Genomic DNA, 16,129 nt, shown 5'->3' with positions numbered 1-16,129 from the left:
CGTTCACTTCTCAGCTATTCAAACAGACGGTTTCAAATCACTTGACGAAGGTCAAGAAGTTTCGTTTGAAGTTGAAGAAGGCCAACGCGGACCGCAAGCAACTAACGTTACTAAACTTTAATTTTCCTGAGAGGATTCGCAGCTGCGAATCCTCTTTTTTAATTCTTTTCCACCTACCCCTATCTTTTTCAATCCGACCGTGGTATATTATAAACAATTATTGTTGTTCGGTGGAGATATGAAGGTTACACTTTTGACTCGATGAAATTGATCACGGTAGTAATAATCAGTATGGCTCAGTCATACGCAGGAGGCAACACACATGGAACAAGGTAAAGTAAAATGGTTTAACGCAGAAAAAGGTTTTGGCTTCATCGAACGTGAAAGCGGCGACGACGTTTTCGTTCACTTCTCAGCTATTCAAACAGACGGTTTCAAATCACTTGACGAAGGTCAAGAAGTTTCGTTTGAAGTTGAAGAAGGCCAACGCGGACCGCAAGCAACTAACGTTACTAAACTTTAATTTTCCAAGACTCTGCTGTTGCAGAGTCTTTTTTTGTTTTATCTTTTGAAATCTCATCATTCATGTAAGAACGAAAGGATGATTCTCATGGAAACTTCAGCTAAACATGAACAGCTTCAGCTTCTCCTGACAAATCGACATGCTTATTTGATGCAGGGCAACCGAAAAGAGATGCATCAGTTGTTATCACCCGATTTTTCTTTTGTTGATGGACAAGGTCGGCAGTTCGATGCCGAGACGTATCTCGATCATTATGTCGACCCGGATCAAATCCAATGGAGCGATCAACTCAGCGAGTCGATGGTGGTCGAAGTCTTCGAGACGACGGCCCTGGTGCAGGAAATCGTGGAAGATCATTTCTCATACGGTCGCAGCATGTATGTCGGTCGCTTCCGGAGTGTTTCACTTTATCACTGGACGAACGAGGGCTGGAAATGGCACTTTCACCAACTTACGCCGCTTGACCCGTCTTGAAGTCAATACCTTCTTCAGATACATCGATCAGATCAGTCTCTCTACAGGAGAACTGGTCTTTTTCTGTTGAACGATTCTTCCCCTCTGTTCTGAAAAGTTCAAGTTCCATTTGAAATGAAGTTTGATTAACTGTTTTCATTCCGTTACACTTTAGTTGTGAATATTTTCTGAAAATTATTGGAGGCGGAATGTGATGACGGTTTTTAACTTTTCAGCTGGTCCGGCAGTCCTACCGGTACCTGTTTTACTTAAAGCTCAATCAGAGCTTCTGAATTACCAAGGTTCTGGACAATCCGTTTTGGAATTAAGTCATCGTTCCACCTTGTTTGAAAACATCCTTCAGGATACAGAGGCTCTGCTTCGGGAACTCTTACAGATTCCGGATCATTACCGTGTCTTGTTTTTACAAGGCGGTGCGACACTTCAGTTTTCCATGTTACCGCTGAACTTAGCAACGGATCGGCGTCACGTGGACTTCATCGATACGGGCAGCTGGTCACAAAAAGCGATGCAGGATGCCCAGGCTTTTGTAAAGACAAACATCGTTGCTTCATCTAAAGAGGACAGCTATCGTTCGATTCCGACCGGTCCCATCCGTTCTGAGGCGGATTATCTGCATATCACATGGAACAATACGCTTGAAGGGACGACTTTTACCGAAGTCCCACAAGTCGATGTTCCATTAGTAGCCGACTTCTCTTCCTCCATCTTATCGGAACCGATTGATGTCAGTCAGTTTGACATGATTTATGCGGGGGCTCAAAAGAATCTCGGATCAGCCGGAATGACGCTTGTCATCATAAAAGATGAGCTGTTACAGCGTACGCCGGACCGCTTAGGTTCCTATTTGCGGTACGATACACACGCTACCCATCATTCACTTTACAATACACCGCCCACATACAGCATCTATTTGACGAAACTGGTCCTCGAATGGATCAAGGAGCAGGGATTCGATACGGTCGTCGCGCGTAATCACCGGCAAGCCGCTTCCCTCTATGCGTACTTGGACCAATCCGTCCTGTTTTCAAATCACGTCGCCTTACCGGACCGGAGCCGAATGAACATTCCTTTTACTACCGGTCAAACGGATTTGGATAAACAATTTCTGCAATTTGCAGAACGTCATCAGCTCGTGAATTTAAAAGGACATCGTTCTGTCGGAGGAATGCGCGCAAGTCTCTATAACGCGATGCCAACTGCAGGCGTCGATGCCCTTATCGCCATCTTACAACGATTCGAACAGGGGGAACGTTAAATGTATCATGTACAACTTTGGAATGACGTGTCTGAAAAAGGATTAAAGCGCTTCACCGATCAATATGTCGTTAAACAAGACATCGAAACAGCGGATGCCTTTCTTGTCCGCAGCAAAGACTTACACGGCATGAAATTTCCAACTTCCTTGAAAGCTGTCGCCCGTGCCGGCGTCGGTGTCAATAACATCCCGCTCGATCAATTGGCGAATCGGGGTATTCCCGTTTTCTCGACTCCCGGTGCGAATGCCAATGCCGTCAAAGAGCTTGTCATCGCAAGTCTGTTCTTGACTGCCCGAAAATTAATTCCGAGCATCTTGTGGACAAACAACCTGCGCGGACCGGATATCCCGGAGCGGATTGAAGCGAATAAAAAACAATTTGCCGGTACCGAATTACTCGGGAAACGAATCGGCATCGTCGGCCTTGGCGCCATCGGAGCGAGTTTAGCGAATACGCTTCACGAACTCGGTATGACGGTTTCCGGCTACGATCCCCACATGTCTGTCGAATCGGCATGGCGTGTCTCGAATCAAGTGCACCGTGTCACCAACCTTGAAGAGTTGCTCGCGACAAGCGATTACATTACGTTGCATCTGCCATTGATTGACGCGACCCAACATCTGCTTGATGAACGGCTGCTTGGGAAAATCAAACAAGGGGCAACCTTGCTTAATTTCTCCCGCGGCGAATTAATCGACGAACAGGCTTTGGCCACTGTCTTGAAGTCCGGCCGTCTGGCCAACTATGTCACTGATTTCCCGAATGCCTTCATTCTCTCTCTGCCTCGTGTTACTCCGTTGCCGCACATCGGTGCGTCGACAGCAGAAGCCGAAGAAAATTGTGCCATCATGGCTGTCGATCAATTAAAGCTGTTCCTCGAAACCGGTAATATCCGGAACGCAGTCAATTTTCCGTCCGTCGAGTTACCCTATTCCGGTAAACGACGTATCACGATCGCGCATCAGAACATCCCGAACATGGTCGGTCAAATCGCTTCCGTCCTTGCGACAGAACAAATCAACATCGCCAACATGATCAATGGCAGCAAGGATGGTATCGCCTACACGATCATCGATATCGATAACCATTTGGATGAAGAAATCTCATTACAACAATTAAATACCATTCCCGGTGTGTTAAAAACAAGACTACTTTAAGGAGCGATGATCATGCCTACTTTTGAACCTTTCCACGCTTTGCGCCCTGATCCTAAATATGCAGAAGCGTTTTCTTCCCTCCCGTACGATGTTTTCAATCGGGCGGAGGGACGGGTGGAAGTCCGCCGACGTCCGCTTTCTTTCTTGCGGATTGATAAAGCAGAAGTGACGTTACCGGACTTGATTGATGACCATGATCCCCGTGTTTACGAACAAGCCGCTCTTCATTTCAAGGAGGCGATGGAACGGGGTATTCTCACAACAGATGATGTCGAGAGTTATTATCTCTATCGCCTGACAGACGGTGAGCATACGCAGACCGGTTTTGTCGGCTGTGTCTCTGTCACGGATTACGACCAAGGCATCATCCGGAAACATGAATTCACACGACCTGATAAAGAACGGGACCGCGTCCGGCACGTTCAGTCGCTTGCTGCTCATACCGGTCCGATTTTACTGGCCCATCATCCGGATGATGAACTGAATCGAGTGGTCTCGGAACAGACCAAACAATCCCCGCTCTATCAATTTACAGCGGAAGACGGGATTGAGCATACCATCTATAAAGTCACGGACCGTGATGCCATGATGACGATCGGCAGTCAGTTCGCCCGTCATGATCATCTGTATATCGCTGACGGACACCACCGGGCGGAAGCAGCCTCACAAGTCGCGCGATTGAATCCTCACGAGGATGCCGGACTGTTTCTCGCCGTCTCTTTTTCAAGTGATCAATTGAACATCCAAGGTTACCATCGCGTTGTCGAAGATTTGTACGGTCAGTCTGTCGATGACCTGCTCGAAAGAATCAGCAAGCGGTTCGCCATTACCGAGGGACGCGCGACAGAAACAAAAAAACATCGGTTTGAAATGTATGTGAAACAGACTTGGTACACACTCGATTATGAGAAAAACCGTCCCTCCGTCAAGGAGGACCTCGATGTCGCGATTCTTCAGGATGAATTGTTGACGCCCTTCCTCGGAATCGAAGATCCCCGGACGGATGCACGGATTCAGTTCGTCGGTGGTGTAAGAGGTTATGCCGGGCTTGAACAACTCGTCGATCAAGGCACAATGGCTGTTGCGTTTCATCTCCATCCAACAAGCTTAACCGAGCTGATGGCGGTCGCTGATGCCGGTGAAGTCATGCCGCCGAAATCGACCTGGTTCGAACCCAAATTAAGAAGTGGTCTGCTCATTCATCCGTTTTTCTGAATTTTTATAGTCAAATCAAAAAAGGGTAACAGATTGTAATCTGTCACCCTTTTTTGTGTAGAAAGCGGCTTTTGAGTCAGCCACGCTTTTTTTGTTAAATTATACTTGTTCTACTTGGAGAATTTTCCCGGACACCCCGCCTACAGTGACCGATTCTGTATAACGTTGTCCGTCAATCAGATCAACGGTTGGTTCCGTCAAATCAAAATGGACATCTTCCAAACCATTGTTAAACAAAATCAGATAAGTCGCTTCACCAGACTGACGACGAATGAGAAAACTTGCCGACGCGTCATTCAATTGTTCGAACTGATAGCCGCTGGCATTGGCAAGCCCCGGATGTTGCTTCCGTAAATCAACCAACCGTGTAATATACGCCAAGAGCTCCGTATCTTGTTCGGCTGGATCCCAGACCATACACTTCCGGTTATCCGGATCCTGACCACCCGTCAAGCCAATCTCATCGCCATAGTAGATGACCGGACTTCCTGTGAACGTCAACAGCGATAACATCAATAATTTCATCCGATTCCGGTCTCCGTTTGCCCGTGTTAAGGCACGAGGTGTATCGTGGGAATCAATTAAGTTAAACATCACTTCGTTGACATTCATTGTGTTACTGTTTAAATTCCTTACGACAGCATGACTGAATTCAGAGGCAACACTCTCGTTCGTCGCAAAAAATGTTAAAAAGGCTTCCGTCAATCCGTAGTTCATGACAGCATCAAACTGATCACCGAGCAACCACCCTTGCGAATCCGTCCAACACTCTCCGACAATATATGCTTCCGAATTAGCAGCCCGCACTTCCCGTCGGAATTCGCGCCAAAAAGCATGGTCCACTTCACTCGCGACGTCCAGTCGCCATCCATCGACCTCGAACTCTTCTACCCAGTAACGGCCTACTTTTAATAAATAATCTTTTACATCCGGGTGCGCCGTATTGAGTTTCGGCATATTGCTTTCAAAAGCAAACACTTCATAGTTCGGTACAGGTGTCGATTGGACCGGGAATGAATCAATCATAAACCAATTTGCATACTGCGACTTTTTCCCATGAGCTAAAACGTCTTGAAATGCCGGATGATCGACACTGACGTGATTAAAGACCGCATCCAGTAAAATCCGAATGCCATTTTGATGAAGCAGTTGAACCATTTCCCGAAACTTTTCTTCTGTCCCGAAACTCGGATCGAGACGTAAATAATCCAGGGTATCGTATTTATGGTTAGACGGTGCAACAAAGACCGGACAAAAATAAATGCCGGTAATACCGAGTGCTTTTAAGTAATCGATATGATCAATCACCCCTTGAAAATCGCCTCCGAAATGATTATCAAAGGCTGGTGCCTCTGCTCCCCACGGAGTCGTGTCCGGACGATCATTCGTTAAATCCCCGTTCGCGAACCGATCCGGAAAAATTTGATACCAGACTGTATCTTTCACCCACGCCGGAGCGTCAAATACGTCAACCGCGTTCATATACGGAACGGCAAAATAGTAGCCCGGGTGATCAAGCGGCACCTCATCGTACCATCCACGTTCGGTGTAAACGGCGGATTCACCGCTTGCGTGAACTCTGAAACCGTAACGGACCCGCTTCTTTTTCGGCTGAATCGCGATAAACCAAAAATCGTGTGTCGCATCCGATCCCGCGAACGTCATCTCTGCAGTAGCCGTTTTCCAAAATTTTTCTTTATTCGGGTCAAAGTTCCAATCCCGATCTTCTTCTTTTTCCGCATCCCATTCATAAGGATCCCCGTGAATCAATTCGACACGATCCGCGTCTCCCCTTGCCGACATTAGGCGGATATGAACCGTATCTCGATCGTACGTATAGACATACGGAGACAGGGCACGGTGAAACACAGCTGCTTTATTCATAGTCCATCTCCTCTCACACACTAGATTTCATCTTCTGTTACTTCCCGATTTCAGACCAGATGTAAACGTTATTCGCGAAAAAACACGTGTTTCACTATCTTTTCAGTTTAGAAATCAACCGCTTATGCGGTATACTGATGAGGCAGAAGGAACCAGTAAGTTCCTAACTAAATCGAAGTCATGTGAAAGCGAGTGGATTCTGATGGGTCGTAAATGGAATAACATTAAAGAAAAAAAGGCGTCGAAAGACAAAAATACAAGTCGCGTCTATGCGAAGTTTGGCCGGGAGATTTATGTTGCCGCTAAACAAGGCGAGCCGGATCCTGAATCAAACCAGGCGTTAAAGGTGGTTCTCGAGCGCGCTAAGACGTACAGTGTCCCCCGCGCCATCGTCGATCGTGCCATCGAAAAAGCAAAAGGCGGCGCGGAAGAAAACTTTGACGTTTTACGTTACGAAGGATTTGGACCAAGCGGGTCAATGGTCATCGTCGAGACACTGACAAACAACGTTAATCGGACAGCTTCAGACGTTCGAGCCGCTTTTGGTAAAAACGGCGGAAACATGGGCGTCAGCGGATCGGTCGCTTACATGTTTGATGCGACAGCCATCTTTGCTTTTGAAGGTAAAACAGCAGACGATGTTCTTGAACTGATGATGGAAGCGGACATCGATGTCCGTGATATTTTGGAAGAAGAAGAGTCTGTTATCATTTACGCTGAACCGGAACAGTTCCATGCCGTTCAAGAAACGCTGAAAGAGGCAGGAATCACTGACTTCTCAGTCGCTGAACTGGTCATGCTCGCACAAAACGAAGTGACGTTATCTGACGAAGACGTCCAACAGTTCGAAAAAATGATTGATGCGTTGGAAGACTTGGAAGATGTGCAACAAGTCTATCATAACGTCGAACTTTGACCATCGATTCATTAACAAATTGGCTTTAATACCGGTTTTTACACACAAAAAGGAGTTGGGTTTAAGTCCGACTCCTTTTTGTGTATTCCATTGTTAGCTACACTTGACGCGTTTTGAGACATCTGTTTAGAAAAAGACTGGACTCCACCACCACTACTCAGCTGACGCCCATCGTTTGCGATAGTCACGCGCTGACGTGGTTTATCATAAAGTATGAAACGCGTTTCATAGCAATTAAAAATTATTTACAAAAAAAGATTCTTTTAAAAGGTTTATTTCTTCTATTTAATGGGAAAAGACATAATCGATACTGATTGGTGATTGCTTGTTAGGTCACGTGTTTTTCACATAAGGAGGAAACAGCATGTCATATTCATTAATAGAAACTTTTAAACGAATCGTAAGCGAAGCCAACCGCTTCAACCGAGTCGATTTCGGCGGTTACGATATCTATATGCAAGCGAGTGATGGACGAACGATTACAGCAAAAATTCGTTTTGACGGTGGTGGTCAAGATCAAAATGAAGCGTACCTGTTTCTTGAATCTAGCACCGGTCACAGTCGCATGACGACTCTTACACTCCATCAATTCGAACATCTTTCTTCCTATGCTGCACACAGCGAACGAATTCAAGCACTTGTTTCGACAAGCGCTTAATTCTTTACATGACAACACGCTCTCAGATGAGAGCGTGTTTTTTACTGATTTTCTTCTTTTTCTAGGCGCTCTAGTTCAGCGTGAGTTTGCGGAAAACCATTAGCTTGCCAATCTGCCCGATGAATCGAATCGAGTTGCGTTAATCCGACTTCTGTTTCATCTTTTTTTGCGTCGACACTTGGTTGACGATCGAGTGCAGTTGGATCACTAAACCCTTCTGATGAATCTCCTGCTTGCTTATATCGCTTAATGACTAACGCAGATAAGGCTACGATTCCACCAATAACTAACCCTTGTTTAAATGACTTTTTCATGACGACACCTCTGTCCGCTGAATTTTTTACACTTAGATGGTTTTCCCTGAAAAAGACGATTGTAATCAACGTTTAGCCGCCTTAAAAAAAATTTTTAGACTTTTTTTCATGTTTTTCTGCCGTGTTCCTACATATTTAATAATTTACTCAAAAACCGCTTTCCTGCGCTACCTCAAAAAGGTTCGGGTCATGCAGAGAGCCGAAATCTACGTTATACTTTTAACAGATGCTTCATCAGAATCGAATGATTGGATTAAAAAGGACACGTCACAAGCACGACTACTCGCTTGCGTACTACGTCCTTCTTTCATTTTTTCGATGAAATGAACGATATGAAAAGGAGGGAATCATGTGTCATTGCTTCATTTGGCAATCTTGTTGCCGTTACTTGTAAGTCTCTTCATTCCATTACTGTATAAAAAGATTCGAACGGTGCACACAGGCTGGTTCGTCCTGCTTGTTCCACTGACGCTCGTCGCTTACTTCAGTCAGTTCCTCAACCAGACGATGGCCGGGAAGACGGTAGTCGCGACGATGAAATGGATTCCTTCACTCGATATCAACTTTATCGCTTACGTCGACGGTCTTGGTTTGTTGTTTGCGTTGTTGATTACCGGAATCGGTTCGCTCGTCGTGCTGTATTCCATCTATTATCTCGATGCAAAAAAAGAAGCCCTTCATAATTTTTATGTCTACCTGCTTCTCTTCATGACGGCGATGCTCGGAATCGTCTTATCCGACAACATGATCGTCATGTATCTGTTCTGGGAATTGACATCGATTTCGTCCTTCCTCTTGATCGGTTATTGGTACGAACGCGAACGCTCCCGTTACGGCGCCCAAAAGTCGATGCTCATCACCGTTTTCGGTGGTTTGTCGATGCTTGGCGGGATTTCCCTGCTGTCACTGCTGTCCGGTTCGTTTAGTATCCGGGAATCACTGGCAACGGTCGGAACCTATTCAAATGATCCGCTTTTCACTGTGTCGCTTGTCCTGTTTTTACTGGCGGCTTTTACAAAATCGGCTCAGTTCCCGTTTCATATCTGGTTACCGGATGCGATGGAGGCTCCGACCCCGGTCAGTGCTTACCTGCATTCGGCAACGATGGTCAAAGCCGGACTCTATCTCGTGGCCCGGATGAGTCCAATCTTTGCTGAAACACCGCTCTGGTTTTATCTGGTTTCGTCTGTCGGAATGTTCACACTCTTCTGGGGATCATTGAATGCCGTCAAACAGGTCGATTTAAAAGCCATCTTAGCGTATTCCACCATTTCACAACTCGGTCTGATCATGTCATTGCTCGGACTCGGAGCTGCTGCGTTACAAGTCGAAGCCTTACCAGACAGTCTCTATACAGCCGCAACGGTCGCAGCGGTCTTCCACCTGATCAACCATGCTACCTTTAAAGGCAGTCTCTTTATGATGGCAGGCATTGTCGATCACGAAACCGATACACGTGATATTCGAAAACTTGGCGGTTTATCACAACTGATGCCGGTGACGTTTACGATTGCGACGATCGGGACGTTATCGATGGCGGGTGTGCCGCCGTTCAATGGTTTCTTAAGTAAGGAAATGTTTTTGACCGGTGTGCTCGAAGTATCGGAGTCAGGATTATTCCATCTGGATACATTCGGTCTCTTGTTCCCGTTCGTTGCGGTCATCGGTAGCATCTTTACATTTGTCTACAGTATCTTAATCGTCTACAGGACGTTCCTCGGTCCAAGACAACTCGACAAGTTGCCGAAAAAACCACATGAAGCACCGATTGGCATGCTGATTCCGCCACTCTTCCTCGTTTCATTGGTTGTCTTGATCGGCTTGTTCCCGAACCTGTTATCGAATACGTTGATTCGTCCGGCTGCTGAAGCGATTTTACCGAAGGTGGTGGCAAGCGGTGGATCGATTCCGGTTGAGATCAAGCTCTGGCACGGATTTAACCTGGAACTGTTTTTAACCGTCCTGATTATCTCAGTCGGTACGGTTTTATTCCTGACTTTACCGAAATGGCGCTCGCTGTATCATCGGATGCCGAAACAGGTCTCACTCAACCATCAATATGACGCATTGTTGCGTCGAGGTGAACGGACATCGACCGCTATCCATGATACGGTCATGACCGGCTACATGCGGTCTTACTTGGTCTACATCTTCGGTTTCATCGTCGTCTTGGTTTTATCGAGTCTCTATTTCCTTGATGCCTTCCGGTTTGATGTGAATCCGCTCAGTACGGTTCACACCTATGAAGTCGTCTTAGTCCTCGTCCTCGTCGGGAGCGCCTTATCGATTACATTTGCTCGGTCCCGTTTGACATCAATCATTCTGCTTGGTGTCGTCGGATATACGGTCGCCCTGTTCTTCGTCTTATTCCGGGCACCGGACTTGGCCTTGACGCAACTCGTCATCGAAACGGTATCCGTCGCTCTGTTCCTGCTTGTGTTTTATCATATGCCGGAAATAAGCCGGAAAGAGGAACGAATTAAGTTTAAACTCGGCAATGCCGCCATCTCGGCACTCGTCGGGTTAAGCGTCATGTTGGTCGCACTCGCTTCGCTCAGCCAACGCTCATTCGCTTCGATTGCCCAGTATTACATCGACAACGTGGCTGACTTAGCCGCTGGTGGTAACATGGTCAACGTCATCCTCGTCGACTTCCGTGGTTTTGATACGTTGTTCGAGATTAGTGTACTAGCAATTGCCGGTCTTGGTATTTACGCGATGATTAATTTCCGGAAGACAGGAGGAATCGACAAATGAAAAATCCGATCAAAAAACATACGAATGATGTCATCTTGGAATCTGCCACGACATTCATTACGTTCATCATCTTTTTGTTTGCCGTCTACCTGTTCTTCGCCGGTCATTACACACCGGGCGGCGGCTTCGTCGGCGGTCTCGTGACAGCTTCCGCACTCGTCTTGATTTTGCTTGCCTTTGATATTAAGACGCTTCGGCAAATCCTGCCCGTCGATTATAAGCAGATGACCGCCATCGGGATGTTGATTTCCGTCCTGACGGCGTCAGGTGCCCTGTTGTTCAACAAACCATTTTTTACACATGCCCACGACTATTTCAATTTACCGCTGTTCGGAAAAACGTCCTTACACACAGCGATGCTGTTCGATTTAGGGGTGTATCTTGTTGTCGTCGGTGTGACGATGACGATTATTCAAACGATTGGGGAGAGTGATTAACGCATGGAAATCATCATGGCGATTGCAGCAGGCATCCTGACGATGTGTGCCGTTTATCTCATTCTTTCAAAAAGTATCTTACGGATCATCATTGGAACCGGCCTACTCAGTCACGCCGCTCATTTGCTCGTCATGACGATGGGCGGTCTGAAGACAGGTGCCGCTCCCGTCATCAAAGACGGTGTCACCCAGTATACGGACCCACTACCGCAAGCACTCGTCTTGACGGCCATCGTCATCAGCTTTGGGGTGACCGCATTTTTCCTCGTACTTGCTTATCGGGCTTATCAGGAACTAGGAACAGATAATCTGGAGGAAATGAAAGGAACCGATACGCATGATTAATTTACCGTTACTACCGCTTTTAATTCCGCTGATTACCGGCGTCATCTTGATGCTGTTTCCGAATCGGCTCCGTCTGCAACGGACCTTTTCGCTCATTTCGACCTTTTTGACCATCGTTGCAGCAGTTTATCTCGTTTACCGTGTCCGCCAAGACGGCATTCTGACCGTCACACTCGGCAGTTGGCCGGCTCCGTTCGGTATCACTCTCGTATCGGATATGTTATCGGCCCTGCTTGTCCTGACGACCAGCTTACTTGTCTTTTTTGTCGTCTGGTATTCGATCTATTATTTGTCGGATCTGCATCAACGGTTTTACTATTACATTGCCGTCCAGTTTTTACTCGTCGGTGTGAATGGTGCCTTCACGACAGGTGATATTTTCAACATGTTCGTCTTTTTTGAAGTGTTTCTGATTTCTTCTTACGTCCTGATCGTCCTTGGCGGAAAACCGGCTCAATTGCGGGAGTCACTGAAATATTTGCTGATTAACGTCATTTCATCCGCCTTGTTCGTCATGACCGTCGCCTTTTTATACGGGATTATCGGTTCTCTGAGCATGGCCGATATTTCACAAAAAATCACAGACATCAACCAGCCCGGTATTCTCAGTGTCATCGCGGTTCTCTTTTTAATTGTCTTTGGACTAAAGGGAGCCATCTTCCCGTTGTACTTCTGGCTTCCCGGCTCGTACCAAGTGCCTCCGACACCCGTTCTCGCGCTGTTTGGTGCATTACTGACGAAAGTCGGCGTCTACGGGATCTTACGGACATACAGCCTGTTCTTCTCGCATCAGCAAGAGTTCACGCATCAAATTCTCGGTTGGCTTGCACTGGCAACCATCGTCATCGGTGTCATCGGTGCACTTGCGACACGCGACGTGAAACAGATCTTAATCTACAACATCATCGTCGCGGTCGGTGTCATTTTATACGGTGTTTCCGTCATGACCCGTCAGTCACTTGAAGGAGCGGTATTCTACCTGATCCATGACATGTTGATCAAGGCTGCCTTGTTCTTGTTGATCGGCGTCATGATCGGTATTGCCGGATCAAGTCGCCTAAAAGACATGGGCGGAATGATCAAAGACTATCCCTTACTCGGATGGACGTATTTCATCGCTGCGTTGTCACTCGCCGGAATTCCCCCACTCAGCGGTTTCATCGGAAAACTTCTTATCGTCCGGGGCGGTTTTGAAGCCGGGGATTTAGTCGGTCCGTTCATCGTCTTGATTTCAAGCCTGCTCGTGCTCTATTCCGTGATGCAGATTTTCATCCGCGGATTTTGGGGAACACCGAAAACCTACAGTGGTCCGAAACGTCACCTGATGAAACAATTGCTTGCACCGGCGCTCGTGTTGGTTGCGATGACCGTTTTGTACGGTGTCGGGACGGAAGCGGTCCGACCGTTCATCGCGCAAGCGGTCGACCCACTTGTCGATCCCTCAATCTATATTCAAGCTGTACTGAAGGAGGATTAATCCATGCCATTTCAGTTATTACTCAACATTTTGCTTGCGTTCCTCTGGATGTTTCTTGCTAACTCCTTCTCGACGTCATCGTTTATCATCGGCTATTTATTAGGTTTGATTGCGATGTTTGCGATGCGGCGGGGTTTCAGCAGCCGGTTTTATCTTGGACCGTTCATCGCCTTGATTCGACTGTTCATTCGCTTTTTATATGAACTGGTTGTTGCGAACCTTCAGGTGCTGTCCATCATCCTGAAACCGCGCCTCGACATTAAGCCCGGTATCTTTGCCTATGAAACAGAACTTGAACACAATTGGCAAATCACATTGCTGTCGATGCTGATTACCTTGACACCGGGCACATTGGTCGTCGATATTTCGGATGATAACAAGACGTTGTACATTCATGCCTTGCACATGCCGGAGGCGGAGGATGCCGTCGCCTCGATCCGAAACAGTTTTGAGAAAGCCATCTTGGAGGTGAGCCGCTGATGTTAGAGACGTTATTATTCATCGCTTTAGGAGGCGTCTTTCTGTCCATGCTCGGTTTATTTTATCGCGTCATCAAAGGACCATCCGTTGCCGACCGGGTCATCGCTCTCGACTCGATTGGTATCAGCTTGATTTCCGTTGTTGGTCTCGTATCCATCATCCTTCGGACAAGTGACTATCTTGAAGTCATTTTATTGATTGGAATTTTAGCCTTCATCGGAACCGTCGCCTTCTCTAAATTCATTGAGAAAGGAGAGATCATCGAACGTGACCGCAATCAGTGATATTTTCGTAGCCGCCTTTGCATTGATCGGGGCGTTCTTCAGCCTTGTGACGGCACTTGGCCTTATCCGCTTACCTGACCTCTATACGCGTGCCCATGCTGCTTCTAAGAGCGCGACACTCGGTGTCATGAGTATTCTCATCGGTGTCATCATCTATTTCGTCGTAGAAGATGGAGTTTTCTCCTCCCGCGTCCTGCTCGGAATCCTGTTCGTTCTGATTACGGCACCAATCGGCGGACATTTAATTGCCCGTGCCGCATATTACAGCGATGTTCCGCTATGGAAAGGATCCGTTCAAGATGACCTTGCCAAAAACCCGGAACACGTTGCTCCTAAAAAGCGACCCACCCCAAAATTAAAATAAGATCACTTATCCAGTTAGTCGATTAAAAAACGGATGCTACCGTTCACTTAACGTGAAGGGTTCGCATCCGTTTTTGCAAATAACAAATTCATTTCATATGGGTTTTTCAGTAATTCGGCTAATGTATGTTGTTCTAATTCGCGGATGAATGCGCGTAAGGCACGACCGAGAATCCCTTTAAGATGACATTGCGGTTCGATGACACAATGACCGTCTGCCGAAAAACATTCGACGATATCCATCGGCTCCATCTCACGAACGACTTTTCCGATATTGATTTCTTCCGGATCACGAATCAACCGGAGTCCACCTGTCCGTCCACGTGTCGACTCCACGTAACCAAGCTTCGTCAATTGTTGCGTGACTTTCATCAAATGATTGGAAGATATACCGTAATGATTGGCAATGGCCGGCATCGGTGTCACTTCTTCCCGGTGAAGACCTAAATAAATCAGAACTCGGAGTCCATAGTCTGTATATTGAGTGATTCGCATTTCTTTCCTCTCCATTCCCTGTTCATGGAACCAGTTGTAAATCCCATTTCACACTGCTGTTTCATCGTATCATGTTCGATATTAATCGAAAATAAAGGATGTACTTTTATCAGTATACGTAACGGAGATGGATTTAGATGTCGTTTAAACAAAAAAAGCCAATTTCCTGAATAGGAAACTGACTTTTAAACGATTCATTTCTTTTTCATGTCATGTAATACTTCGTTGAAACGATCCGCATAGTTCGTAAAAACTCCCGTCACTCCATAATCGAGCATCCGTTCCATGTCGACTTTCTCGTTCACCGTGTAGGGGTGAAGCAACAGACCACGTTCCCGAATCATTGCCGTATTTTCGCGCGTCAGTCCTTTAAATGAGGGACCGATTCCGACTGCATATGTCTGAATTTCGTCAAGTGCCTTAGGCGTGATTGATTGTACTGTTGGTGCTTCCATCAGCTGGACGAGTGGAAAACCTTCATCAAGTGCTTTAACTTTTAATAGACTTGCTTGACTGAACGATTGAATCATGACTTGTCCCGGTTTAACACGGTCGCTGGATAAACCATGATCTTTTAATGTTTTCAGTAGTTTTTCTTCCATTCCCGGGTAAACTTCAGGTGATTTTGTTTCAATATAATAGTTCGCATGTTTGCCATATTTATCAAAAATTTCATCGAGCGTCGGAACTTGGAGTCCCTTATATTCAGCCTTCGCATAATCAGGATTCGCTGTATTGAACCAGCTCCCCGCATCGAGGCGTTTGATTTCAGCTAATGTCTTGTCTTTGACGGCACCTGTTCCGTTTGTCGTCCGATCGACCGTCTCATCGTGCATCGCAATCAATTGACCGTCCTTCGTCATCTGCAAATCGATTTCGATGTAGTCGGCTTTTAATTTTTTATGGCTCAGTTGATACGCTGTCATCGTATGTTCCGGTGCATACCCGGAAGCACCTCGGTGGGCAATGTTAACGACACGATTTGGGTCGAGTAGATCATGTTTTGCATGTGCCGAAGCGTCGATACTCCCGAAACTAGTTGCGGCTATTGCTCCTGTAAGTACGGTAACGCCAATCTGTTTCATCATGTT

The 16,129-nt window shown here is 46.6% G+C and carries 19 protein-coding genes; 15 read left to right on the top strand and 4 right to left on the bottom strand.

Annotation, left to right across the window (positions count from 1 at the left end; all coding sequences use genetic code 11):
- The 6 genes from MUN34_RS05500 to MUN34_RS05475 all read left to right on the top strand — a co-directional run.
- Positions 1 to 121: cold shock domain-containing protein (locus MUN34_RS05500; protein WP_247857039.1), on the top strand; the 121-nt coding region annotated here is incomplete at its 5' end.
- A gap of 201 nt (positions 122 to 322) precedes the next feature.
- Positions 323 to 523 carry a cold-shock protein gene (locus MUN34_RS05495; RefSeq protein WP_012370557.1) on the top strand — a complete coding sequence of 67 codons (201 nt, stop codon included), beginning with the start codon at positions 323 to 325 and terminating at the stop codon, positions 521 to 523.
- 87 nt (positions 524 to 610) lie between these two features.
- Positions 611 to 997: a nuclear transport factor 2 family protein gene (locus tag MUN34_RS05490; protein ID WP_247857023.1), complete on the top strand. Its 387-nt coding sequence runs from the start codon at positions 611 to 613 to the stop codon at positions 995 to 997.
- 193 nt (positions 998 to 1,190) lie between these two features.
- Entirely contained in the window at positions 1,191 to 2,255 is a 1,065-nt protein-coding gene (gene serC / locus MUN34_RS05485; RefSeq protein ID WP_247857022.1) for a 3-phosphoserine/phosphohydroxythreonine transaminase, read from the top strand.
- Complete coding sequence (locus tag MUN34_RS05480) at positions 2,256 to 3,413, top strand: phosphoglycerate dehydrogenase (RefSeq protein WP_247857021.1); 1,158 nt, start codon at positions 2,256 to 2,258, stop codon at positions 3,411 to 3,413. It abuts the gene before it with no gap.
- Positions 3,414 to 3,425: 12 nt separating this feature from the next.
- Entirely contained in the window at positions 3,426 to 4,628 is a 1,203-nt protein-coding gene (locus tag MUN34_RS05475) for a DUF1015 domain-containing protein (RefSeq protein WP_026828173.1), read from the top strand.
- A gap of 99 nt (positions 4,629 to 4,727) precedes the next feature.
- Here the strand turns inward: MUN34_RS05475 and MUN34_RS05470 are convergent, their stop codons facing one another.
- On the bottom strand, positions 4,728 to 6,512 hold the full coding sequence (locus MUN34_RS05470; RefSeq protein ID WP_247857020.1) for a glycoside hydrolase family 13 protein: 1,785 nt from the start codon (positions 6,510 to 6,512) through the stop codon (positions 4,728 to 4,730).
- Between the two features lie 202 nt (positions 6,513 to 6,714).
- Between MUN34_RS05470 and MUN34_RS05465 the strand changes: the two genes are divergently transcribed.
- Together MUN34_RS05465 and MUN34_RS05460 are read left to right on the top strand one after the other, a co-directional pair.
- A complete protein-coding gene (locus tag MUN34_RS05465; protein WP_026828171.1) occupies positions 6,715 to 7,428 on the top strand; it encodes a YebC/PmpR family DNA-binding transcriptional regulator in 714 nt (237 codons plus the stop codon).
- 364 nt (positions 7,429 to 7,792) lie between these two features.
- A complete protein-coding gene (locus tag MUN34_RS05460) occupies positions 7,793 to 8,086 on the top strand; it encodes a hypothetical protein (RefSeq protein WP_247857019.1) in 294 nt (97 codons plus the stop codon).
- Positions 8,087 to 8,127: 41 nt separating this feature from the next.
- Here MUN34_RS05460 and MUN34_RS05455 read toward each other — a convergent pair whose 3' ends face one another.
- On the bottom strand, positions 8,128 to 8,469 hold the full coding sequence (locus MUN34_RS05455; protein WP_247857018.1) for a hypothetical protein: 342 nt from the start codon (positions 8,467 to 8,469) through the stop codon (positions 8,128 to 8,130).
- Positions 8,470 to 8,751: 282 nt separating this feature from the next.
- On the opposite strand from MUN34_RS05455, the gene MUN34_RS05450 reads away from it, so the two are divergent.
- Genes MUN34_RS05450 through mnhG form a run of 7 tightly spaced genes read left to right on the top strand, consistent with a single transcriptional unit; the run spans position 8,752 to position 14,544 of the window.
- Positions 8,752 to 11,157, top strand: coding sequence for a Na+/H+ antiporter subunit A (locus MUN34_RS05450; protein ID WP_247857017.1), 2,406 nt, complete (start codon positions 8,752 to 8,754; stop codon positions 11,155 to 11,157).
- A complete protein-coding gene (locus MUN34_RS05445) occupies positions 11,154 to 11,594 on the top strand; it encodes a Na(+)/H(+) antiporter subunit B (protein WP_034769866.1) in 441 nt (146 codons plus the stop codon). The genes MUN34_RS05450 and MUN34_RS05445 overlap by 4 nt, the downstream gene beginning before the upstream one ends.
- A 3-nt stretch (positions 11,595 to 11,597) precedes the next feature.
- The gene (locus MUN34_RS05440) at positions 11,598 to 11,939 is read left to right on the top strand and encodes a Na(+)/H(+) antiporter subunit C (protein ID WP_014970525.1); all 342 of its coding nucleotides are present in this window, start codon (positions 11,598 to 11,600) and stop codon (positions 11,937 to 11,939) included.
- Positions 11,932 to 13,416, top strand: coding sequence for a Na+/H+ antiporter subunit D (locus tag MUN34_RS05435; protein WP_247857016.1), 1,485 nt, complete (start codon positions 11,932 to 11,934; stop codon positions 13,414 to 13,416). The genes MUN34_RS05440 and MUN34_RS05435 overlap by 8 nt, the downstream gene beginning before the upstream one ends.
- A gap of 3 nt (positions 13,417 to 13,419) precedes the next feature.
- Entirely contained in the window at positions 13,420 to 13,896 is a 477-nt protein-coding gene (locus MUN34_RS05430) for a Na+/H+ antiporter subunit E (protein ID WP_247857015.1), read from the top strand.
- Positions 13,896 to 14,180, top strand: a complete 285-nt coding sequence (locus MUN34_RS05425) for a Na(+)/H(+) antiporter subunit F1 (RefSeq protein WP_026832791.1) — start codon at positions 13,896 to 13,898, stop codon at positions 14,178 to 14,180. The genes MUN34_RS05430 and MUN34_RS05425 overlap by 1 nt, the downstream gene beginning before the upstream one ends.
- Positions 14,164 to 14,544, top strand: coding sequence for a monovalent cation/H(+) antiporter subunit G (gene mnhG, locus MUN34_RS05420; RefSeq protein ID WP_026828164.1), 381 nt, complete (start codon positions 14,164 to 14,166; stop codon positions 14,542 to 14,544). The genes MUN34_RS05425 and mnhG overlap by 17 nt, the downstream gene beginning before the upstream one ends.
- A gap of 47 nt (positions 14,545 to 14,591) precedes the next feature.
- Here mnhG and MUN34_RS05415 read toward each other — a convergent pair whose 3' ends face one another.
- Both MUN34_RS05415 and MUN34_RS05410 read right to left on the bottom strand, forming a co-directional pair.
- The gene (locus MUN34_RS05415; protein ID WP_026828163.1) at positions 14,592 to 15,038 is read right to left on the bottom strand and encodes an RrF2 family transcriptional regulator; all 447 of its coding nucleotides are present in this window, start codon (positions 15,036 to 15,038) and stop codon (positions 14,592 to 14,594) included.
- Between the two features lie 194 nt (positions 15,039 to 15,232).
- Positions 15,233 to 16,126, bottom strand: coding sequence for a glycerophosphodiester phosphodiesterase (locus MUN34_RS05410; protein WP_247857014.1), 894 nt, complete (start codon positions 16,124 to 16,126; stop codon positions 15,233 to 15,235).
- Between the last annotated feature and the right edge of the window lie 3 nt (positions 16,127 to 16,129).

This window comes from Exiguobacterium sp. 17-1 (assembly GCF_023096305.1).
In the GTDB taxonomy this organism is placed as follows: domain Bacteria; phylum Bacillota; class Bacilli; order Exiguobacteriales; family Exiguobacteriaceae; genus Exiguobacterium_A; species Exiguobacterium_A sibiricum_A.
Note: the sequence above shows the minus strand (reverse complement) of the source record. Positions and strands in the feature narration are given on the sequence as shown.

Coding starts and splice junctions, on each gene's coding strand:
- MUN34_RS05495 (WP_012370557.1), top strand. CDS start 323: ATGGAACAAGGTAAAGTAAAATGGTTTAACGCAGAAAAAGGTTTTGGC.
- MUN34_RS05490 (WP_247857023.1), top strand. CDS start 611: ATGGAAACTTCAGCTAAACATGAACAGCTTCAGCTTCTCCTGACAAAT.
- serC (WP_247857022.1), top strand. CDS start 1,191: ATGACGGTTTTTAACTTTTCAGCTGGTCCGGCAGTCCTACCGGTACCT.
- MUN34_RS05480 (WP_247857021.1), top strand. CDS start 2,256: ATGTATCATGTACAACTTTGGAATGACGTGTCTGAAAAAGGATTAAAG.
- MUN34_RS05475 (WP_026828173.1), top strand. CDS start 3,426: ATGCCTACTTTTGAACCTTTCCACGCTTTGCGCCCTGATCCTAAATAT.
- MUN34_RS05470 (WP_247857020.1), bottom strand. CDS start 6,512: ATGAATAAAGCAGCTGTGTTTCACCGTGCCCTGTCTCCGTATGTCTAT.
- MUN34_RS05465 (WP_026828171.1), top strand. CDS start 6,715: ATGGGTCGTAAATGGAATAACATTAAAGAAAAAAAGGCGTCGAAAGAC.
- MUN34_RS05460 (WP_247857019.1), top strand. CDS start 7,793: ATGTCATATTCATTAATAGAAACTTTTAAACGAATCGTAAGCGAAGCC.
- MUN34_RS05445 (WP_034769866.1), top strand. CDS start 11,154: ATGAAAAATCCGATCAAAAAACATACGAATGATGTCATCTTGGAATCT.
- MUN34_RS05440 (WP_014970525.1), top strand. CDS start 11,598: ATGGAAATCATCATGGCGATTGCAGCAGGCATCCTGACGATGTGTGCC.
- MUN34_RS05435 (WP_247857016.1), top strand. CDS start 11,932: ATGATTAATTTACCGTTACTACCGCTTTTAATTCCGCTGATTACCGGC.
- MUN34_RS05430 (WP_247857015.1), top strand. CDS start 13,420: ATGCCATTTCAGTTATTACTCAACATTTTGCTTGCGTTCCTCTGGATG.
- MUN34_RS05425 (WP_026832791.1), top strand. CDS start 13,896: ATGTTAGAGACGTTATTATTCATCGCTTTAGGAGGCGTCTTTCTGTCC.
- MUN34_RS05415 (WP_026828163.1), bottom strand. CDS start 15,038: ATGCGAATCACTCAATATACAGACTATGGACTCCGAGTTCTGATTTAT.
- MUN34_RS05410 (WP_247857014.1), bottom strand. CDS start 16,126: ATGATGAAACAGATTGGCGTTACCGTACTTACAGGAGCAATAGCCGCA.